Genomic DNA, 20,605 nt, shown 5'->3' on the forward strand with positions numbered 1-20,605 from the left:
ATGAAAAAGATATTAACAATATTAACAATGATTGCCTCGCTGACATTCACTTCTTGTGAGGATTTCCTAACAGAGGAAGTGCGCGGGCAACAAAATTTGGATACTTATTTCCAAAGTGCAGAAGAAGCCGAAGCATTTATTACTGGTTGTTACCAGGCCATTACTTTTGGCGGATGGTGGAATATCAACACAGTATGGTTGCTTTCCGAGATGTGTAGTGATGACGGTTGGATGGGCAATACCAGCCAAAGTCAAAGTGACTATATTTCTTTGGCCCACTATCAAGGTACCGGACAAAGCAATGGTGCCATCTCCAACTTTTGGCAGTATCGATACAAAGGCATTCTACGTTGCAATATCGCAGTGGAACGCATTTCACAAGCTGATTTCTCAGATGAAGAAATGAAGAACCGGCTTGTAGCCGAAGCACGTTTTCTCCGTGGATACTTCTATTTTGAACTTGTGAAGAATTTTGGTGGTGTGCCTCTCATTACAGGCTTCCTGTTGCCCGAAGAAATACAAGGTATTACCCGCGCTTCGGCCGAAGATGTATATAAGTTCATTGAAGATGATTTAAAAGCCGCTGCTGATGTGTTGCCACAACGTAGTCAATATGCTGCTACAGATATGGGACGCGCTACCCGTGGAGCTGCATTAGGCCTATTGGGAAAGGTTTACCTCTACCAAAGCAAATGGCAAGAGGCACATGATGTATTGAAAACAGTCATCGACGAAGGTGAATATAAATTACTCGACAACTTCGGTGATGTATGGGATGTTGACCATAACAATAGCGAAGAAAGTCTGTTTGAAGTACAATATATGTATGATGGAACTTATGCATTGGGTGGTTCTTTGACTGTTATTACCGGTGCCCGTAGTGGTCCCGGCGACGGATGGTCTTGGGGACAGCCAACCGCTAACCTTGAACAAGCCTACATCGATGCAGGAGATACAGAACGTTTACGTTGGACTATTATTAAAACCGGTTGTACAGAAATTGCCGGAGAGAATAACTTCGACAAGTTCGTTGAAAACAACACAAAAATCGCCAATTATAAAGATTATATCGAAAAGTACGGTTGGGATCCCGAATGTTATATTATAGATCCGTCACAACATAAATCAGCACGTATTGTCCGGAAGTATTTTGTACCTATTGAAAAACGTCCGGAAGTATACAATATCGACAAAATTCCATTAGATCATCGTATCTTACGCTATGCAGATGTATTGTTGATGTATGCTGAAGCCTGCAACGAATTGGGCGAAGATGGTACAGCACGTACCTATCTTAATGAGGTACGGAATCGTGTAAAATTACCTGCTGTCACATCCAGTGGAAACGAGCTTCGCAAAGCTATCCGGCTAGAACGTCGTTTGGAACTGGCATGGGAACAAAACAGAATCTATGATATCCGCCGTTGGACAGATGACAATGGCAAGAAAATGATTTGTAACCTGATGGGAGCAAACGGTACATTTGTAAAATACAATACAGATCCCGCTACCCGCGACATTTACGAATGGGAAAATCAAGGTGAGGCAAGTGATAAAGGAATCAGCTTCAACGAAAACCGGGATATGGTATTCCCGATACCTTTATATGAGATTACAATGTCTAATGGTTCTATCACCCAAAATCCGGGCTGGAATTAATCATTTTCCAAAAAGAACAGATTGTTACAGGAATTAAACATTCAATAGGTCTTTATATTCTGTCGCGGATAGTTTGCTAGGATTATCCGCGACTATTTTTTAATCCATCTAAAACAATGAAACTAAAATATATTTTTACTCTTCCACTGTTCTTTTCTACTGTAGCCTGCAGTGACGATTCTCCCCAAACACCGGATACATCGGGGCAACCGGACAGCAGCATAAACGTAGAAAAAACAGTAACCATAGATGCCGGACAATCTTTTCAGACTCTGACAGGATTTGGCGCATCAGATTGTTGGGCACCTGCCTTCGTAGGAAAAAGCTGGATAACGAATCGTGACAAAATCAGTGAACTGCTATTCTCTTCTGAAATACAATCAGGACAACCTAAAGGTATAGGACTCTCCATGTGGCGTGTGAATCTAGGTGGTGGCAGTGCAGAACAAGGTGAAGCAAGTGGAATAGAAGACAAATCACGCAGAGCAGAATCTTATCTGACTGATGACTTAACATTAGACTGGACACGCTGTAAAGGGCAGCGCTACTTCTTGCAGCGCGCCAAAGAGTTTGGTTGTCAGAGTATAGTACTTTTCAGCAATACCCCTCCTGTACAATATACCTCCAACGGAAAAGGATTCTCCAATAGCGGAGGAGTTTCTAATTTGAAGGATGAATGTTATACGGACTTTGCCAGATACATGTCAGATGTAGCAAAATACTATGTAAACGAAGGATATCCAGTGACACATATCTCACCAGTTAACGAACCCCAATATAATTGGGACAGCGGCCAGGAAGGCAGCGGATGGACTAATGATGAAGTAGCCAAACTTATACGTGAATTGGATACCGCCATCACTTCTGCCGGTCTTTCTATTGATATTCTTCCAGGGGAATCTGGAGATTATGAATATCTCTACAAATTTAAGAATGATGCCGCCCATAGTAACGTACTTTCAGCATTTTTCACACCTGGAACTTCCACCTATATAGGCAACCTGACTCATGTAAAGAAACTTATCTGCGGCCACAGCTACTGGACAGATGGCACATGGGATGGTATGCGTAATGTCCGGAAACAACTGGCCCAAGCAGCCCAACAATATGATGTAGAAATATGGCAAAGTGAGTGGAGTATGTTAGGCGACGGATACAGCTCTTCCGAGTTTATAGGCTATGACCAAGCAACCGAAATGGACATTGCACTTTATATGTCAAAAGTAATACACAATGACCTAACTATAGCAGGAGTTTCCTCCTGGAGTTACTGGACCTCAATGGATATCCCCCGCTGGGGACACAAAAACCGCTTCTTACTGATTTCACTGGAACCCTCCGATGGAGTTTATGGGGATATAGAGAAAGAAGGCACTTATAAAGCTACTCCCACACTTTGGGTATTAGGTAACTACAGCCTATTCATCCGACCAGGTTATCGCCGTATCATGCTTAACATGAATGAATCATCCAGTTTCTTCGGGTCAGCATGGATTTCACCGAAAAAAGATAAAATTGTTGCTGTTTATACCAATCTATCAGAAAAAGGAGTCCGGCTAAACGAAATTCATAAAGAATGGGTAAGTGAAATAAGCTCCATCACTACTTATACAACAACAAATAACAAAAATTTGCAAGAGGTACACGTCACGGCAGACCAACAAGTAATTGTGCCTTCGGAAAGTGTTACAACTGTCATTTATAATCTGAAATAATCCCTCAACTTTATGAAATACAAAGCATTATTATTCTCTTTATTTGCAACAGCAAACCTGTTTGCTCAACATCCTGCCATTCACTTTGAAATAGAAACAGACCAACCCTGTCAAACCATGGACTATTTCGGAGCATCAGACTGTTGGAGCATGCAATTTATCGGCTTATGGCCGCAAGAAAAACAAAACCAAGTAGCCGACTGGCTGTTCAGTACGGAAAACCATGAAAACGGACAACCTAAAGGAATCGGTCTGTCTTTATGGCGTTTCAATGTAGGAGCCGGAAGTGCGGAACAAGGAGAAGCCAGCCAGATAGCCTCTCCCTGGATGCGTGCCGAATGTTTCCTTCAGGCAGATGGTAACTATAATTGGAATAAACAACAAGGGCAGCGCAACTTCCTGCGTCTGGCAAAAGAACGGGGTGTAAACAAATTTTTGGCATTTCTTAATTCACCTCCCGTATATTTCACACAAAACGGTCTTGCCACCAACACAGGCCGTGGAGGAACCTTAAACTTAAAGGAAGAGCATTATAAGAATTTTGCCCGTTTTCTTGCCAATGTCATAAAAGGGGTGGAGAAACACGATGGAATCAAGTTCAATTACCTCTGTCCATTCAATGAACCCGATGGGCATTGGAACTGGATTGGCCCCAAACAAGAAGGTACACCGGCTACCAACCGCGAAATAGCCCGTGCCATACGCCTCATCAGTAAAGAGTTCGTAAATAACCAAATTGACACACAGATTCTAGTCAATGAGTCCTCTGACTATCGTTGTATGTTCGATACTCACATGACTAATTGGGAACGGGGGTATCAAATCCAGTCTTTCTTTAATCCGGACAGTACAGCCACCTATCTGGGTGATACTCCCAATGTTCCCCGGCTGATGGTAGGGCATAGTTATTGGACTAATACTCCTCTGAATAATTTACACGATATCCGTTGTCAATTAAAAGATACTTTAGACAAGTATAAGGTGGATTTCTGGCAGACAGAAACCTGTATCATGGGCAATGACGAAGAAATCGGCGGAGGCGGAGGATATGACTTCACCATGAAGACAGCATTATATGTAGCACGGATCATTCATCATGACATTGTATATGCAGGTGCTCGCAGTTGGCAATGGTGGCGATCTATCGGTGGAGATTATAAGGACGGATTAATCCGTGAGTATAGTGATCCGACTTTTCTGAATGGTGAGGTGAAAGACTCCAAATTAATGTGGGCTTTGGGAAACTACAGTAGATTTATACGCCCGGGAGCTGTTCGGAAAGCAATTATAGCCAAAGACAACCAAGGGAAAATCATTCCTGAAGGCGATACAGATGTAACCGGACTAATGTGTTCAGCATACCAAAATACAGACGGAAAGGAGGTTTTCGTTATGATTAATTATGCAGCGGAAGATAAAGAGTTTACTTTCTATCAGCGTAACGGAATTATAAAAAACTGGAAAATCTATCGTACTTCGGATAAAGATGGAGAGAATCTTCTACCGGTGGGAAGCATCAAAAACCATGAAAAAGTTGTGATTCCGGCACGTTCCATTATTACGTTGGTCACTCAATAATACTCCAATATATAAAGAAATAAGGTTGGCTCTTTGTGAAGAGTTCAGCCTTATTCTCTTCTTAAAATACATTTCGGTTCTCAATCCTTCCTTTTTATACTGCTTTCCCTCACCTGCAAACAAGTAGGAATAATGATTTGCCTGATTTTTTTATCTCCCTTAATCTTATCAATCAACATCTGACATGCGGCTTCCCCCATCTTATAAGTCTGATGCGAGACGGCCGAAAGGCGAGGCACTACATAATTGGCATGTTGCTCATCTGTATACCCAATAAGCGCTATATCCTGAGGAATACGAAGATTATGATTTCTAATCACTTCCATAGCGGCAAATGCCAATGTATCATTCATGGCAAGAATTGCATCGGGAGGCTCCGGAAGCGATAATAAAATTTCTGTAGCTATTTTCCCTTCTTCAAAATCAATTTTCCGACACACAACCAAATCTTTCTCAATAGGTATCTTATTTTCCCTTAACGCTTCAAGGTAACCATGTTTTCTCTTTCTTACTATATCCAGATGGTTTGCACCACCGATAAAAGCAATCCGTTTGCTTCCATGATCCAACAAGTGCTGTGTAGCCATCTGAGCAGAATATACTCCATCAGCCACTACCGTAGAAAAACGGTCAGGCATGCAAACACGATCAAATAGAACAAGCGGCATATTCATATCATCCAAACTCAACCAATGGGCATAATCTGTTGTTTCTTGAGATAAACAACCTATAATACCTTCCACATGCATATTGACCAAATTCTCAATATTTCTTTTCTCATGGTCGTATGACTCATGGGAAGTCGTGATGATAACAAAATAGCCGTTTGCTATAGCGGTATCTTCTATACCACTTAAAATAGACGCAAAGAAATGAGTAACAATATCAGGTACAATTACTCCAATGGTACGGGGAGTATTTTTCCGGAGACTCATAGCAAAAGGATTGGGGTGATAATTCATCTCTTTTGCCAATTTTTGAGCTTTAATACAAAGTTCCCGACTGATTTCGGGACTATTTTTCAAGGCACGGGATACTGTAGGTATGGATACACCTAATATCTGTGCCAAATCTTTCAATGAAGTACGTCTCGATTCTGCCATATCAATGCTGTAAACGGTGATTCACCTACAAAGAAAGCATATTCTCACCAATATACATACAAAGAGTGCATTTTTTAGTGATAAGATTAGTGGTAAATACTGCGATATGCACCCACTATTCACCACCAACCACTTATCACTAATAAATCGTTCCGCGCATCCGGTCTTCGAATGCAGCTAAAGCAGCCTTGGCGCCTTCCCCCATTGCTATAACTATCTGTTTATAGGAAACATCCGTTACATCTCCGGCAGCATAGATACCTTTTACAGAGGTCCGGCCATTTTTATCAGTCAGAATTTCACCCATGCGGTTCGTTTCCAGCAATTCTTTAAACAAAGTGCTATTGGCAGTCAAACCTATTTGGACAAAAATACCATCCAAGGCAAAGATCTCTTCTTTTTCGGATGAACGGTCTTTCTTTATAAGCCCCACCACTTTATCACCGTTTCCTAACACCTCTACCGTTTGAGTATTAGTAATAATATCCACATTGGGCAGGCTTTTAGCTTTCTCCTGCAAAACAGTATCCGCTTTCAAAGTATCCATGAATTCGAATACAGTCACTTTGGAACAGACTCCCGCCAAATCAATAGCAGCCTCAACCCCGGAGTTTCCACCACCTATGACTGCTACTTCCTTATTTTTATAAAATGGTCCGTCACAATGAGGACAGAAAGCAACTCCATGACCGATGTATTTTTCTTCACCGGGAACATTCAATTTTCTCCAATTCGCCCCGGTAGCAATGATCAGTACGGGAGCCTTATACGTTTCTCCACCTTTCACAGACAACACTTTCATGCCCTCTGCCACTTCCACTTTCTCTATCCGGCGATTTTCTAAAATATCAATATGATATTCCGCCAAATGTTTTTTCAGATCCTGGGCCAACTGTTTACCGGTAGTCTGATGCACAGATATCAAGTTCTCAATCCCCATCGTTTCATTGACTTGTCCACCAATACGCTCGGCTATTATTGCTACTTTCAACCCTTTACGAGCCGAGTAGATAGCAGCTGTCGCACCGGCAGGACCAGCACCGGCTACCAGTACATCATATTCTTTTGTTTCAACAGCTTCCAATTCCACCGAACCGTAACGGGCTTCCAGCTTCTCCAACAGATCCCCCATACTGCTACGCCCCACATGAATCTGTTCACCATCAGCAAATACAGTAGGAACGGCCTGTACTTTCATCCGTTCTACTTCTTCTTCATTTATAGATCCATCTACTGCCTCATGGCGTATCTGACCATTCAGAAGTACCATCATATTCAAAGCTTGAACCACATCGGGACAATTGGTACAGGTGAGAGACAAATAGGTGGTCAAACTAATCGCCCCCTGTAATGCCTTGATACGTCTGGTAATAAACTCGTCCGGAAAATTCTTTCCTTTGCCGTCAGCATTCAGAACAGCCATCAACAAAGAAGTAAATTCATGACCACCAGGTACGGCACGAAATGTGATTCCCGTATCCTTTCCTTCTTTTAAAAGGATAAACTTCAGCCCTTCACTATCCTGCAACCGACAGGAAAGTTTATCCGAACAGGAAGCCACTTCTTCCAACAAGTCCACCAACTCGGCACGACTTTCGTGCTGAGGGTGGACAAAGATGTCAAAAGTATAGTGCGCTTCCAATTGGGCAAAAAGACCTTTTAACTGATCTTTTATCGCACTATCTAACATGAGTTCTATACTTTAAATTTTACCTACCAAATCAATACTCGGTTTCAAGGTCTCAGCACCTTTCTTCCATTTAGCAGGACAAACCTCACCATCATGAGTGGCTACAAACTGGGCAGCTTCTACCTTACGAAGAAGTTCATCAGCATTACGCCCGATGCTGTTGTCCTGAATTTCAGCTAATTTGATCTTGCCTTCGGGATTCACTACAAAAGTACCACGATAAGCCATACCGTCTTCTTCAATCATCACACCAAATGCACGCGACAAAGCACCTGTAGGATCTGCCAACATCGGATAAGTGATTTTGCGGATACTTTCAGACGCATCATGCCATGCTTTATGAACGAAATGTGAATCGGTGCTTACAGAATATACTTCCACTCCCATTGCTTTGAACTGATTATACTTTTCAGCAATATCTACAAGTTCGGTAGGGCATACAAACGTAAAGTCAGCAGGATAGAAGAAGAAAATAGCCCATTTACCTTCAATATCTTTATTAGTTACGGTTTTAAACTCTCCATTATGGAATGCCTGAACTTTAAATTCAGGAACTTGTGAATTAATAATTGGTTCCATACTCTTTTTATTTTTAAATTAAAACTGATTTTTAAATTGTAATTATTACATTTGCAAAGGTAGCCGACTTCAGCACCTTCCACAATACCTAATTATTAGGATTATATAGAACAAGATTCATCATAAATAGGTATTGGACAAACGATTTTTTAAGTGAATTTTGCATGTAATTAAAAGGATGCTAAATGTTTTAACAACAATAGTTTCCACCAGGGAACTTAATCGGTAAACACAGTACGTTAGAACTGCGCTATGGCGACAAAACCATCATTGCTCCGGCACTGATTGCTTTCCGGTGATATTCTTAAAAAAAATATAAAAGCCTCCTGACTCCTGTCTGTCCTTTAAAGGTTTTATGTACTTTTGTACCGCTTAAAACAAAAAACAATCAACAAAAATGGACGATTCAATACCACGAACGTGCAATAGTATTAACTGATCCGACAGGGCAATCACTACTCTGAATGCCTCTGAACGGATATAAACGAACGAAAGGAGGCAATAAGATGAGAAAATATCTTTATTGTGAGAATGGCTTTGTAGAAAAGTCACAATGGATGCCAAACTGCTGGGTGAATGTAGAATGCCCCGACCAAAGTGATTTTGAGTTTCTGACTAAAGAATTAAAAGTTCCCGAAACTTTTTTAGAGGACATCGCCGATATGGATGAACGTCCGAGAACGGATACGGAAGACAACTGGCTACTGACCATTATCCGAATCCCCCTGCAACAACAGGGAAGCATCCCTTATATCACTATCCCCATCGGTATCATTACAAATAATGAAATCATTGTTACCGTGTGTTATCACTCCACTGAAATGATTCCTGATTTTATTGACCACACCCGACGTAAAGGAATCATTGTGCCTAATAAATTTGAATTGATTTTACGGTTAATTTACTCATCTGCCGTATGGTTCTTGAAATATCTGAAACAAATAAACAATGATGTAGCTGCCGCAGAAAAAGAATTGGAAAGGAGCATACGTAATGAGGACCTGCTCAGATTGATGAAACTACAAAAAACATTGGTTTATTTCAATACGTCCATTCGTGGAAATGAGGTGATGGTAGGTAAATTGCAAAGTATCTTCCAGGAAAAAGATTATCAAAACCGCGATTTGGTAGAAGATGTAGTCATTGAATTAAAACAAGCATATAACACGGTTAATATCTACAGTGATATCTTAACCGGAACCATGGACGCATTTGCTTCCATCATATCCAACAATGTGAACACCATCATGAAACGCATGACCAGTATTTCCATCATTCTGATGGTACCCACATTAATAGCTAGTTTCTATGGAATGAATGTAGATGTACATGTAGATGCATTACCACATGCTTTTAGTTTTATTATTTTGGCGTCCATCACATTATCTGCGTTGGCTTTTGTTATTTTCAGAAAGATAAAGTGGTTCTAAAAAATCCTGTAACAATATCATATGACCTGTCATTCACGACAACAGGTCATATGATAAAATTCTTTTCGCCCCCTAATCTTATAACAAAGATATTCAACTTACTCTTACTTTCTTTCTCCAAATACGTTTTATCCATAAATAGTATCCTGTCAATGGCAAGGTGGCTCCTATCAAAGCTGCTATAAACGTCAGTAAACGGGTAAGCATACCGCCCCAACTACCAACATGTACAGAATAGATCCATCCGCGAATCTTTCCAACCTTCTCAGCATCTTTATATAAAACTACCTCATTAATCTTACCTGTATGAGGATTGAATTTATAACGGTCGGAAGCACGTTGATTACCGAAGGTATTGAAAGAAACATTTGCTGCCCCATCTGATAAGGTTATCTGTTTGTAGCCGGGATTATTCAGGGCTAATTGGTCATAAACTTGTTGCCAACAAACATAGGACGAAGAATGAGAAACATTCTTTCCGGATTGGTCGCCGCCTTTCCCCCCACGCCGGGTCACCCCACCATGAGCACCTCCCTGCTGTACTTCCACGCCAAACACTTTATAGAAACCTGTCCGATACCATCCAAAAGACCATGTTAGCCCGGTAAGGGCCATAGCCAACAAAAAAAACAGCGCATACATACCACCTGCAACATGCAGGTCATACCAAAATCTTCTAAAGCCCCTGCCGACAGATATTCTTAAACTATTTTTCAAGGCTTTTCGTGTACGAGGCCACCAGATAACGATACCCGATATCAAAACCACGACAAACAACAGGGTGCTGACACCTACAATCATTTTTCCCCAGAAGGCTCCGCCATCCGCTTTCATACTGTCCAACAGCCAGCGATGCAGCCTGAACATAGTCACAAAAAATGCAGAACGTTCATATTTACCTTTAATCTCACCAGTATATTGATCCACATACACGGAAGCACGACGAGGCTTGGACAAATTCACCTGCCAAGCACGTTCCGGGTCAGAGAAAACACTGATTCCTGTGACAGACACACTGTCGGGTAACATGAGTTCTACCTCTTCCAATAATCGATCAACAGGAAGTGAAACTGCCTCTACCTTTTTTACATAATAAAGTTCATGCCTGACCAGTTCCATCACTTCATTTTCAAAAACCAACATGGCTCCCGAGAAGCAAATCAAGGAAATGATTAACCCGAAAGGAACAGAAAGCCAAAGATGTATTTGGCGAAATATTTTCTTCATAAAATCTTCGATACGATTCATAAAAAGAGTCTGCATAAGCACATACTGCCCGCAGACTCCCATTATATTATTACAATACTCAGTTCTGAGGTTGCAGTTTACCGACGCCACTGATTTGTGTCGCTTCTATAGAAACACCCTTTGTCGCTACCGCACCAACCGGATCTATTTTATAAATAGACGGATATCCTTCTGTTGTAGTTACAGCCATATAGGCATATCCATTCTCCACATACGGAGTATTGCCAAAGCCGGAGATCAAATCGGCAGAAGGCAAACCAGTTACATAAGTCAGTTTTCCGGTTTCTCCTTGATATATCGCTAACTGATTAGCTGTGAAACCAGTTTCAGTCAAGGAACGATCATACATCAACAACAAGAAATAATCTCCCGTAATATGCCAACAACGAATGAAAGATTTACCTCCGGTCTGCGCTTCGATACTATAATAATAATCAGGATCAAACTCTTCCGTTCCAGCCTTTATACGTACTACTCCGGCATCCAAGGTAGTCTGTTGCCGTTTATCAGCCATTGTTTTGGCATAACTAGGAGAAAATACATAAATATCACCATTATCTGCCGCCCAAATCGTTTGATAATACTGTGATTTAAAACGCCCGCAAGCATAACTGATCTTATCTGTTTCTATGATTTTTTTATTTGTCAGCGTTTCATCATCAAAAATAGCCACCCAGCATTTATTGGGATATTGCGTCCATTGCAATTCACCTTTTTTATAACTGCTGCTGTTGGAACCACCATCTTCTGTCTTTACCAAATCCTCATTGCCGGGAAGTATCCACTTTCCCCCGTCAGTAGCCGAACCATATTGACTTAACCCCATTGGAATAGCAGCGCTATACAGTTTATTATTTCGTTCCAATATGCCGGCCAATGTTACATATTCTCCATTTCCCAAGAAGTTTTCGGACATATAAGCCTTATTTTGAGTATCATTCGTTGTAAATGTTTCAGCAGATACGTCCAAATAAGAAAGCAAAAACATCTTTGGTAAATATCCATTCTCATCAGCATACGCTGTGGGTCCGTCACCGGTAGACGAGGTCATGATATATTTATCATAAATACCGTAAGTAGTAAATCTCTTTACGGCAAACTCCCCCGAACGAGCCTTTACTTCATTATTTGAATCCATGATATAAGAACGGGTCGTACCTGCATTCCCTTGATTATAAGTCAGCGCATAAAGATATTGATTCTTGTAAAACACCCATTGAGTTGCACCATCATTCACAAGACCATTATTCACTGTAGAAACAGTACCTTTATCCAACGTTTCAGAAGTAAGCAGCACATTCGTTGTATTTCCAGACGCTGTGACCGACGATGCAATAACATACTCACCTTTAGCCTCGGTACCCGAACCGTAATCCGGCTCATTATCCGTACATGCACTCAACGCCATTCCTACTATAGCAATAGCAGCAAATCCGTTCAAAAAGAAATCTTTCTTCATTTTATTCTTCTATTTAATTTTAAATCCAATTAATTATAAACTCCTTTTTCCAATTCTTTAATTACCGAAACAAACACGCAGTTTACCATAAAAAGCCCTACCGGCCTTCTGAAGACTAAAATTATCATATAACTTCTCATCTGTGAAGTTACGACATTCCAATGATACGTTATATCGTCCTTTTTGCAAACTATAAGAAAAGGATATATTGTGTGAGAATTGATCAGGTACCACATAGTCCCCTTTATTTGAGCCTATTCGGGAAGAATAATAAGTAAAGCTATGCAGATATTGATTATCATAAGACACGGTCAACATATTGCCTTTCCTTCCTAAATCCCGCCAATAAAAAGTAACATCCGAATCAGCAAACATATAGGGCAGATTCGGCATCCGTTCTTTATAAGCCAGATTTTCCGCACTGCTGGAAATAGATGTTTTCATATTGTCCCGTACATCCATTTTGGTAAAATTACCTCCTATACTCACCCAATTACCAAAACCGTAACGAGCAGAAACAGTATATCCTTTCGTCAATACTTTACCGTAATTAATATATTTCGCGGCATATTTACCACCACTCAAATCCGCAATATTACGCTGAATATAATCTTTTGTATTCCGATAAATCACTCCACCTTCCATATATACAGAATGCCTGCCAAATGTTCTGTTATAGCTCAAATTAAAATTCAAATTATCACTACTCTCCGGTTTTATACTGATATCTCCCATTTCCAAATCCTCATCTCCAAACATTTCTTCAATAGTAGGCAGACGATATGCTTTTTCGTATGACAATTTCGCCTGCAAACCGGGTAGAATGAAATAAGTTCCCGCAGCTCCATATCCTATGGAATTCATGTTTCGGGTAGTACGGACATAATCATCTTGATTCGTAGTCGTAGCCATAGGACCTGCCACATACAAACTATAATATTTTCCAAATACTGAGAGATTCCAATTATCAGACGGCATCAACCGATAGGACAATCCGGAGATATTCTTATGGGTTTCTTTAGCTATGGCATCCTCCGATTCCATCTTAGCCAACAAAGAAGTGTTAGAACGGCGGAAAGTATTCAACACATGATTAAAGGTCAGCATATGTATTTTCGCCAAACGGTAATTAACGGTTAATGTTCCATTCCAATTGTTATTATCCGCCCGTGAATATTGATTGGATTGTTCACCGGGTGAGTTCATTAATTTTCTATCACCCAACCAATTGTACTTATAGGAAGCTGTATCTATATTTGTCGTTGCATTTTTATTATAATTGGCAGTCAATGCCACATCCAGACCTTTGATGAATAAGCCACGCTTACTATATTCCAATGACGGCATCAACGAATGTCCTTTACGATGCTTTTCCCCATAGACTATTTCCTGACGTACTCCGGTCTGTATCTCCTTATACATGTGTGAATAAGTAAAACCCAACATCAATCTGTCTGCCCATTTCTTATCCACAATACCCATCTTACCTATAACCGCCTCATTATGATAGGTATCATTAAAGCGCTTCACACGTACCCTTTTATCTTTATCAATTCTTCCGGTTTCAAAGTCCTCTACCGGTGCGTCCACCTGATAATCATTATCCGAATAGTTTTGGAAAGCATTTATTTCATAAGTAAAGCCATTTTTGAAAGTTTGTCCGAAATTCACATACGATTTATGCGTATTGAACGACCCGTATGAATAGGAGCCATCCAAAAACCAATTACGTTTCTTCTTATTGGTTACAATATTGATAACACCACCTATAGCATCCGTGCCAAATCCTACAGGAACCACCCCTTTATACACTTCAATCCTATCTGCAAAATTCACAGGAATATTATTCAAGCCAAAAGAGCTCCCTACTCCCTCCTGAGGTACACCGTCAATAAATATCTTCACATGTTTGCCACTGAAACCATCCAACATCAATTGCATATCCGAACCTACCCCCCCCGACTCACGAAGTTTCATTCCCGGAGCTTTAGCCAAAGCATCACTCAGATTCTTGGTAGAATTCTGGAATTCTTTTGTATCTACAGCTATCGCATTGAATGCGGAACGTTTCACACGGGAAACCCCGTTAGACACCACTACCACTTCACCCAACTCAGTCACTGACGGGGCAATCATTACATTCATCTTAATCCTTTCTCCATGAACCAAAGTAACGGGCTTTTCTATAGTCTTATATCCTATAGCCGAAACAACCAGCGTGTATTTCCCTGCCGGTGCATGAAGATGATAGATACCTTCTTCATTCGTTGTACAGCCATAAGTTGTACCCTTCAAATATACGGTCGCAAAATCTACGACTTCCTGTTTTTCTTTGGATATCACTTTACCGGATACCATTGTCTTAGGTTGTGCAAAGATAGATATCGCTCCGATTATAAAAAAAAGAGAGCCTAAACTGATCCTTTGTAACTGTCTTTTTACCATGAATACCTATAATTCTAAATTCTTAATTTTTGAGAATGCAAAGGTCCGTAAAAAGAAAAGGGGAAACAATCACCTGATATAGGTAATCTTTTCCCCCATTTTACGGAATATATATACTATGCAATAACTTTTTATAGGTATTTATGCCACAAAATAGTCCTTTTAAATTTGGCATAATGCCATGAATCCACTACATTTGTTCTATATCACAAATATTAGAATTATGCAAGATATAACAAACGGACGTTGCGGTTGGTGCGGAACAGACGAATTGTATGTGAAATACCATGACCAAGAGTGGGGAAAGTTAGTTACCGATGACAAGACGCTGTTTGAGTTTCTTGTATTGGAAAGTGCCCAAGCAGGACTAAGCTGGATAACGATTCTTAAAAAAAGAGAGGGGTATCGTAAAGCTTTCTATAATTTTGATGCCGAGCTGGTAGCACAAATGACCGATGAAGACGTTGAGCGGCTAATGCAATTTGAAGGAATTGTAAAAAACCGTCTGAAAATCAAATCGACAATCACGAATGCGAAACTATTCCTTGCCGTACAAAAGGAATTCGGCAGTTTTTATAATTATACCCTGTCATTCTTTCCCGACAAAAAGCCGATTATCAACACATTCCGGTCATTGAGCGAGATTCCGGTATCCTCCCCCGAATCCGATGCCATGAGTAAAGATATGAAAAAACGAGGTTTCAAGTTCTTCGGAACTACAATTTGCTACGCCCATTTGCAAGCTTCAGGTTTTATCAACGATCATCTGACAGACTGTATTTGCCGGAAAGTTCCACAATAGAGTTTTTAAAATCTGCTGCCACTGCTACCACCTTTTATCGGAAACGCTGATGGATAAAGAGATTTAGGGGTGGTGGCAGCACCTTGTTTTATGTGTTGAAAAAGGATGTTGCCATCACTTTCTCATACTTCTCCATCTAAAACTTACAACTGATCCCAAGTTTTCAAACTGACCCGAAAATCCGCTGACCCTGAAATTCTTCATGTTCAGACTGGCTAGGCTATACGCTTAAAAGAAAGCTTACCAACCAGGAAAATCCGGCTCAGCGGAAATTTCTGGTTGTTAAGTTTTAAAATTAGCTACCTTTGCTTACCTTTGTTTTATGAAACCCGAACGACTCCTTCGTGCCATCCTTCCGGATGTGCTTATAGACAACTTTGATATTGTCAATTTCAACAAGAGTGCTGACCGTTTTGATATTTATCTTGATGAAAAAAAAGTTCAGCTAAAAGAAGATAAGACCAACCCGGATATCATATCCTATGGTTTTGGTGAGTACCGTACAATCCAAGACTATCCTATTCGTGGTCGCGCCACTTATCTCCATGTTCGTAAACGTAAATGGCTTGACAAGTCTTCCAATGAAATCTTCAGCTATGACTGGGATTTATCCGAATTTGACGGTACACGGCTGAATTCTGAGTTCGTTTCTTTTTTAAAAGAAGGAGATTGAATCTACTCCTGTGAGTATCTGTGTGCTTGCGGAACGTTATGGCGTAAAAGGGCAGACTCTTCGTAAACAATACAAGGAGAAAATCAGTGATTACCGGAACTGGGACCAACTCGAACATGCGCATGACTACCTCCTTTATCCTGAAAACATTGGAGAAAACCTTTCTTTGGATGAAACTTGCCTGAGCAATGGAGATGTTTATACGATTCTGACCAATAAAGCAGCTAAAGGCCGTAAGGGGGCTTTAGTTGCAATGGTTCGTGGAGTGGCCACAGATGCGGTAAGCGGAATCTTGCGCAGGCTTCCGCACCGGAAACGGCTGTCTGTCAAGACTGTCACTACAGATTTATCTTCAGCCATGATGCTGACGGTCAGAAAGGTGTTTCCTGCCGCAAAGCTGATCAATGACCGTTTTCATGTACAGCAGCTCATGTCTGAAGCTGTAGACCAGTTAAGAATACGCTATCGGTGGAAAGTACTTGATGCGGAAAATCAGGCTATCAGGGAGCACCGTCAAAAGAAGAAAGAAGCAAAGAGTAAGGCGGAAAGGGAGAGAATAGGGAAATGGGAGCCTGAAAGAATGGAGAACGGAGAAACCCTACCACAGATAGTAAGCAGAAGCAAGCATATTATACTGAAACACTGGAGCAAATGGAATGAACAGCAAAAGACCAGGGCTGCCATTCTCTTTGATAAATTCCCCAAGCTTCTGGAAGGATACAGCCTTAGCATGAAACTGACAGACATCTTCAACAAGAAGTCAGGTCCCGATGAAGCAAGGCTAAATCTCGCAAGATGGTACAATGAAGTGGAAAAGTTTGACTATATGGAGTTCAACAAGGTACTTGATACCTTTTCAAACCATAGTACGACCATCATAAATTATTTTGAAGAACGATTGACAAATGCTTCAGCGGAGTCGTTCAATGCTAAAATCAAAGCTTTTCGAAGCCAGTTAAGAGGGGTGGCTGATCTGAAGTTCTTCATGTTCAGACTGGCTAGGCTATACGCTTAAAAGAAAGCTTGCCAACCCGGAAAATCCGCTGACCCGAAAATCCGCTGACCCGTGCTTCTGCTTCCGTTATCTTATGGTGAATATACAAAACAAAAATCGCAATCATCAGTTTTCCAATGATTGCGATTACATCTTGTACTCGAAGCGGGACTTGAACCCGCACAGCCGCAATGGCCAAGGGATTTTAAGTCCCTCGTGTCTACCGATTCCACCATTCGAGCATCCTCGACGAGAGAGAGCGGAAAACGAGACTCGAACTCGCGACCCTAACCTTGGCAAGGTTATGCTCTACCAACTGAGCTATTTCCGCGTTTTGTTTTAACGGGTGCAAAGATAAGCCATTTTATAATACCAACCAAACTTTACACCCATTTTTTTATTCACAATCGTAAAATTCCCTCTATTTCGGTCAATTCTGCATCAGTAAAGGCCAAATTATCCAACGCATGAAGATTATCTGCCAGCTGTTTTACAGAACTTGCCCCCACAATAACAGAGGTCATCCGTTCGTCTTTCAACACCCATGCCAATGCCATCTCAGCCAAAGTCTGCCCACGGCGTACAGCCACCTCATTCAGCCGACGTGCTTTTTCCACTTTATCTTCTGTCACTTGGTCTACTTTCAAAAACCCAGTAGCACGAGCCGCACGAGAGTGCTCCGGAATACCATGCAAATATTTATTGGTCAGCAATCCTTGTGCCAAAGGCGAAAATGCAATAAAGCCGGAGCCTTGTTCAGCGGCCAACGGCAATACCTCCTCCTCCACAGCACGATCAAACATACTATAACGATATTGGCTGATCAAACACGGCACACCGGCACTTCTCAATATTTCATAAGCCACCTTTGCCTGCATAGGCGGATACTTTGAAATACCCACATACAATGCTTTTCCTTGCTTCACTATATCAATCAACGCTTGCATCGTTTCCTCAACCGGGGTCACGCCATCATAACGGTGACTATAGAATATATCAAAGTAATCCAAACCGGTACGACACAGGCTTTGGTCGATACTGGCCATTAAATTCTTACGCGAACTGTTTCCCCCATAAGGTCCATTCCACATTTCGTGTCCTGCTTTTGAGGAAATAATCAATTCATCACGGTAACCTTGGAAATTCTCCTTCAGAATTTTACCGAAATTAATCTCAGCACTTCCCGGACCAGGGCCATAATTATTAGCTAAGTCAAAATGTGTAACCCCGCTATCAAAAGCATATTTAATCATATCGGTTGCTACACCAAAATCGTCCACACTACCAAAGTTATGCCACAAACCTAAAGAGATACGAGGTAAAAGCAAGCCGCTATTTCCGCAGTATTTGTACTGCATTTTGCTATAACGGTCTGCCGAAGGTTGATATTTCATGCTATTACGTTTTACAATTATTTCTATCTACCTAAAAGGCTTCGTTCAGCCTGTTCCATGACTGAGAAATTAAATCCGTCCACTACTTGCCGCATCAAGCTTTCGATCCTGTCATTACACAAATTACCGATACTACCCTCATGAGTATGATGCACCTTCTTGTCATGGGTGAACTTGCCGGCTTCTATGTCCAAGCCAACCTTTTTATAAGCATCACGGAACGGCATACCTTCAGACGCCAAACGGTTGACCTCTTCCACACTAAAGATATAAAGGTAACGGTTATCATCCAGAATATGTTCGTTGATTTTAATTTTGTCCATAATATAGGCAGCCATTTGCAGACATTCCTTCAACTCCCGGAACGCAGGCAAGAAAACTTCTTTTATAATCTGCAAATCACGAAAATACCCCGAAGGCAAATTATTCATTATCATCATAATCTGCTGAGGAAGAGCCTGCAGCTTGTTGCATTTTGCCCGTGTCAATTCAAAGACATCAGGGTTCTTTTTATGAGGCATTATACTGGAGCCGGTAGTACATTCATCCGGAAGTTTTACAAAGCCAAAGTTTTGGCTACTGAACATACAAGCGTCAAAAGCCATTTTAGAAACTGTCCCGGCAATAGAAGCCAAAGCAAAAGCCACATTACGTTCCATCTTACCACGCCCCATCTGCGCATACACCACATTATAATCCATCGAATCAAATCCCAACAAGCGGGTGGTCATCTCACGATCGAGCGGAAAAGAAGAACCATACCCGGCAGCAGAGCCCAACGGATTGCGGTTGCACATTTTGAATGCAGCCTGCAGAAACATCATATCGTCCACCAGACTCTCAGCATACGCGCCAAACCACAAGCCAAATGAAGAAGGCATCGCTATCTGCAAATGAGTGTAACCCGGCATTAACACATCCTTATATGTATTGCTTTGAGAAATCAGCACATGAAAAAGTTGCTCCACCTCTTCGGCCACTTCTTTTAATTCCGCACGAGTAAACAGCTTCAAATCCACCAACACCTGGTCATTGCGTGAACGTCCACTATGAATTTTCTTTCCGACATCTCCCAACTTACGCGTCAACATCAATTCTACTTGCGAGTGTACATCCTCTATACCATCCTCTATTACAAACTCTCCCTTTTCGGCAGAAGCATAGATATTCTTTAATTCCGCTAATAGCATTTCCAATTCTCCGGCTGTAAGCAAACCGATACTTTCCAACATGGTGATATGTGCCATTGAGCCCAATACATCGTGTTTAGCCAGATAAAGATCCATTTCACGGTCACGTCCTACAGTAAAACGATCTATCTCCTCATTTACCCGGACATTTTTTTCCCAAAGTTTCTGTGCCATATTTGTCTTTATTTTTAATAAGGAATCATCGATAACATCTCAGCCAGTTTATCCACACCATCCTGTAAAGGTTTAGCAACCATCGCCTTCATAAACATATTCACTTCTGCACGAATAGTTACTTTCAGTTTTGCCTGCCCAGCCTCTACAGGCAAAATCTGAATCCACAAATTCATAGGGACCGGAGATTTTTCACTTTCGAATTTAACACATTTATAAGGTTCACGTTCTATAATACGCAAAGTAATGCTTATGCCTTGTACCGTAAAACTTAAAGAGTCACTGTCGAACTCCATACCTTGTACCTTGTCGGCCAATTTATCACGTACAGATTCCAAGTTACTTAAATCCGACAACTTATTAAACACCTGTTCCTGACTATAAGGAACATATTTCACACCACTCTCAAATTGTGCCATAATACCTGCTCTCTAAAAACACGAAAAGAACAATCCGGAAATCCATAAAAATT

The 20,605-nt window shown here is 41.0% G+C and carries 16 protein-coding genes and 2 tRNA genes; 7 read left to right on the forward strand and 11 right to left on the reverse strand.

Annotation, left to right across the window (positions count from 1 at the left end; translation table 11 throughout):
• The 3 genes from BVU_RS04275 (at position 1) to BVU_RS04285 (ending at position 4,952) form a co-directional block, all read left to right on the forward strand.
• Positions 1-1,659, forward strand: coding sequence for a RagB/SusD family nutrient uptake outer membrane protein (locus BVU_RS04275; protein ID WP_005844547.1), 1,659 nt, complete (start codon positions 1-3; stop codon positions 1,657-1,659).
• Between the two features lie 116 nt (positions 1,660-1,775).
• A complete protein-coding gene (locus BVU_RS04280; RefSeq protein WP_011964912.1) occupies positions 1,776-3,374 on the forward strand; it encodes a glycoside hydrolase in 1,599 nt (532 codons plus the stop codon).
• A gap of 12 nt (positions 3,375-3,386) precedes the next feature.
• Complete coding sequence (locus BVU_RS04285; protein ID WP_011964913.1) at positions 3,387-4,952, forward strand: glycoside hydrolase; 1,566 nt, start codon at positions 3,387-3,389, stop codon at positions 4,950-4,952.
• Positions 4,953-5,032: 80 nt separating this feature from the next.
• On the opposite strand, the gene BVU_RS04290 is transcribed toward BVU_RS04285, so the two are convergent.
• The 3 genes from BVU_RS04290 to ahpC all read right to left on the reverse strand — a co-directional run bounded on the left by BVU_RS04290 (position 5,033) and on the right by ahpC (position 8,324).
• A complete protein-coding gene (locus BVU_RS04290; protein ID WP_005844540.1) occupies positions 5,033-6,055 on the reverse strand; it encodes a LacI family DNA-binding transcriptional regulator in 1,023 nt (340 codons plus the stop codon).
• A gap of 139 nt (positions 6,056-6,194) precedes the next feature.
• On the reverse strand, positions 6,195-7,745 hold the full coding sequence (gene ahpF / locus BVU_RS04295; RefSeq protein ID WP_011964915.1) for an alkyl hydroperoxide reductase subunit F: 1,551 nt from the start codon (positions 7,743-7,745) through the stop codon (positions 6,195-6,197).
• A 12-nt stretch (positions 7,746-7,757) separates the two neighbouring features.
• Complete coding sequence (gene ahpC / locus BVU_RS04300; protein ID WP_007839044.1) at positions 7,758-8,324, reverse strand: alkyl hydroperoxide reductase subunit C; 567 nt, start codon at positions 8,322-8,324, stop codon at positions 7,758-7,760.
• 506 nt (positions 8,325-8,830) lie between these two features.
• Between ahpC and BVU_RS04305 the strand changes: the two genes are divergently transcribed.
• Positions 8,831-9,754: a magnesium transporter CorA family protein gene (locus tag BVU_RS04305; RefSeq protein ID WP_011964916.1), complete on the forward strand. Its 924-nt coding sequence runs from the start codon at positions 8,831-8,833 to the stop codon at positions 9,752-9,754.
• Positions 9,755-9,847: 93 nt separating this feature from the next.
• Here the strand turns inward: BVU_RS04305 and BVU_RS04310 are convergent, their stop codons facing one another.
• The 3 genes from BVU_RS04310 to BVU_RS04320 are packed head-to-tail and all read right to left on the reverse strand — an operon-like array spanning position 9,848 to position 14,819.
• Positions 9,848-11,044, reverse strand: coding sequence for a PepSY-associated TM helix domain-containing protein (locus tag BVU_RS04310; protein WP_022508485.1), 1,197 nt, complete (start codon positions 11,042-11,044; stop codon positions 9,848-9,850).
• A 16-nt stretch (positions 11,045-11,060) separates the two neighbouring features.
• Entirely contained in the window at positions 11,061-12,461 is a 1,401-nt protein-coding gene (locus BVU_RS04315) for a DUF4374 domain-containing protein (RefSeq protein ID WP_011964918.1), read from the reverse strand.
• Positions 12,462-12,518: 57 nt separating this feature from the next.
• On the reverse strand, positions 12,519-14,819 hold the full coding sequence (locus BVU_RS04320) for a TonB-dependent receptor (RefSeq protein WP_117916514.1): 2,301 nt from the start codon (positions 14,817-14,819) through the stop codon (positions 12,519-12,521).
• A 310-nt stretch (positions 14,820-15,129) separates the two neighbouring features.
• On the opposite strand from BVU_RS04320, the gene BVU_RS04325 reads away from it, so the two are divergent.
• The 3 genes from BVU_RS04325 to BVU_RS04335 all read left to right on the forward strand — a co-directional run bounded on the left by BVU_RS04325 (position 15,130) and on the right by BVU_RS04335 (position 17,396).
• Positions 15,130-15,708 (forward strand): DNA-3-methyladenine glycosylase I, encoded by a 579-nt coding sequence (locus tag BVU_RS04325; protein WP_011964920.1) that lies wholly within the window; start codon positions 15,130-15,132, stop codon positions 15,706-15,708.
• A gap of 322 nt (positions 15,709-16,030) precedes the next feature.
• On the forward strand, positions 16,031-16,381 hold the full coding sequence (locus BVU_RS04330) for an ISAon1 family transposase N-terminal region protein (RefSeq protein ID WP_011964921.1): 351 nt from the start codon (positions 16,031-16,033) through the stop codon (positions 16,379-16,381).
• Between the two features lie 10 nt (positions 16,382-16,391).
• Entirely contained in the window at positions 16,392-17,396 is a 1,005-nt protein-coding gene (locus BVU_RS04335; RefSeq protein ID WP_005645970.1) for an ISAon1 family transposase, read from the forward strand.
• A gap of 136 nt (positions 17,397-17,532) precedes the next feature.
• Here the strand turns inward: BVU_RS04335 and BVU_RS04340 are convergent.
• The 5 genes from BVU_RS04340 to BVU_RS04360 form a co-directional block, all read right to left on the reverse strand.
• Positions 17,533-17,617, reverse strand: a tRNA-Leu gene (locus tag BVU_RS04340).
• 16 nt (positions 17,618-17,633) lie between these two features.
• Positions 17,634-17,706, reverse strand: a tRNA-Gly gene (locus tag BVU_RS04345).
• Positions 17,707-17,776: 70 nt separating this feature from the next.
• A complete protein-coding gene (locus BVU_RS04350) occupies positions 17,777-18,769 on the reverse strand; it encodes an aldo/keto reductase (protein ID WP_005850597.1) in 993 nt (330 codons plus the stop codon).
• Between the two features lie 23 nt (positions 18,770-18,792).
• A complete protein-coding gene (gene argH, locus BVU_RS04355; RefSeq protein ID WP_011964922.1) occupies positions 18,793-20,133 on the reverse strand; it encodes an argininosuccinate lyase in 1,341 nt (446 codons plus the stop codon).
• Positions 20,134-20,147: 14 nt separating this feature from the next.
• Positions 20,148-20,552, reverse strand: a complete 405-nt coding sequence (locus BVU_RS04360) for a hypothetical protein (protein WP_005844515.1) — start codon at positions 20,550-20,552, stop codon at positions 20,148-20,150.
• Positions 20,553-20,605: the final 53 nt, after the last annotated feature.

The organism is Phocaeicola vulgatus ATCC 8482 (assembly GCF_000012825.1).
In the GTDB taxonomy this organism is placed as follows: domain Bacteria; phylum Bacteroidota; class Bacteroidia; order Bacteroidales; family Bacteroidaceae; genus Phocaeicola; species Phocaeicola vulgatus.

Excerpts from the sequence above, each read along its gene's own strand:
- BVU_RS04275 (WP_005844547.1), top strand. The coding sequence starts at position 1 with ATGAAAAAGATATTAACAATATTAACAATGATTGCCTCGCTGACATTC.
- BVU_RS04280 (WP_011964912.1), top strand. The coding sequence starts at position 1,776 with ATGAAACTAAAATATATTTTTACTCTTCCACTGTTCTTTTCTACTGTA.
- BVU_RS04285 (WP_011964913.1), top strand. The coding sequence starts at position 3,387 with ATGAAATACAAAGCATTATTATTCTCTTTATTTGCAACAGCAAACCTG.
- BVU_RS04290 (WP_005844540.1), bottom strand. The coding sequence starts at position 6,055 with ATGGCAGAATCGAGACGTACTTCATTGAAAGATTTGGCACAGATATTA.
- ahpF (WP_011964915.1), bottom strand. The coding sequence starts at position 7,745 with ATGTTAGATAGTGCGATAAAAGATCAGTTAAAAGGTCTTTTTGCCCAA.
- ahpC (WP_007839044.1), bottom strand. The coding sequence starts at position 8,324 with ATGGAACCAATTATTAATTCACAAGTTCCTGAATTTAAAGTTCAGGCA.
- BVU_RS04305 (WP_011964916.1), top strand. The coding sequence starts at position 8,831 with ATGAGAAAATATCTTTATTGTGAGAATGGCTTTGTAGAAAAGTCACAA.
- BVU_RS04310 (WP_022508485.1), bottom strand. The coding sequence starts at position 11,044 with ATGGGAGTCTGCGGGCAGTATGTGCTTATGCAGACTCTTTTTATGAAT.
- BVU_RS04315 (WP_011964918.1), bottom strand. The coding sequence starts at position 12,461 with ATGAAGAAAGATTTCTTTTTGAACGGATTTGCTGCTATTGCTATAGTA.
- BVU_RS04320 (WP_117916514.1), bottom strand. The coding sequence starts at position 14,819 with ATGGTATCCGGTAAAGTGATATCCAAAGAAAAACAGGAAGTCGTAGAT.
- BVU_RS04325 (WP_011964920.1), top strand. The coding sequence starts at position 15,130 with ATGCAAGATATAACAAACGGACGTTGCGGTTGGTGCGGAACAGACGAA.
- BVU_RS04330 (WP_011964921.1), top strand. The coding sequence starts at position 16,031 with ATGAAACCCGAACGACTCCTTCGTGCCATCCTTCCGGATGTGCTTATA.
- BVU_RS04350 (WP_005850597.1), bottom strand. The coding sequence starts at position 18,769 with ATGAAATATCAACCTTCGGCAGACCGTTATAGCAAAATGCAGTACAAA.
- argH (WP_011964922.1), bottom strand. The coding sequence starts at position 20,133 with ATGGCACAGAAACTTTGGGAAAAAAATGTCCGGGTAAATGAGGAGATA.
- BVU_RS04360 (WP_005844515.1), bottom strand. The coding sequence starts at position 20,552 with ATGGCACAATTTGAGAGTGGTGTGAAATATGTTCCTTATAGTCAGGAA.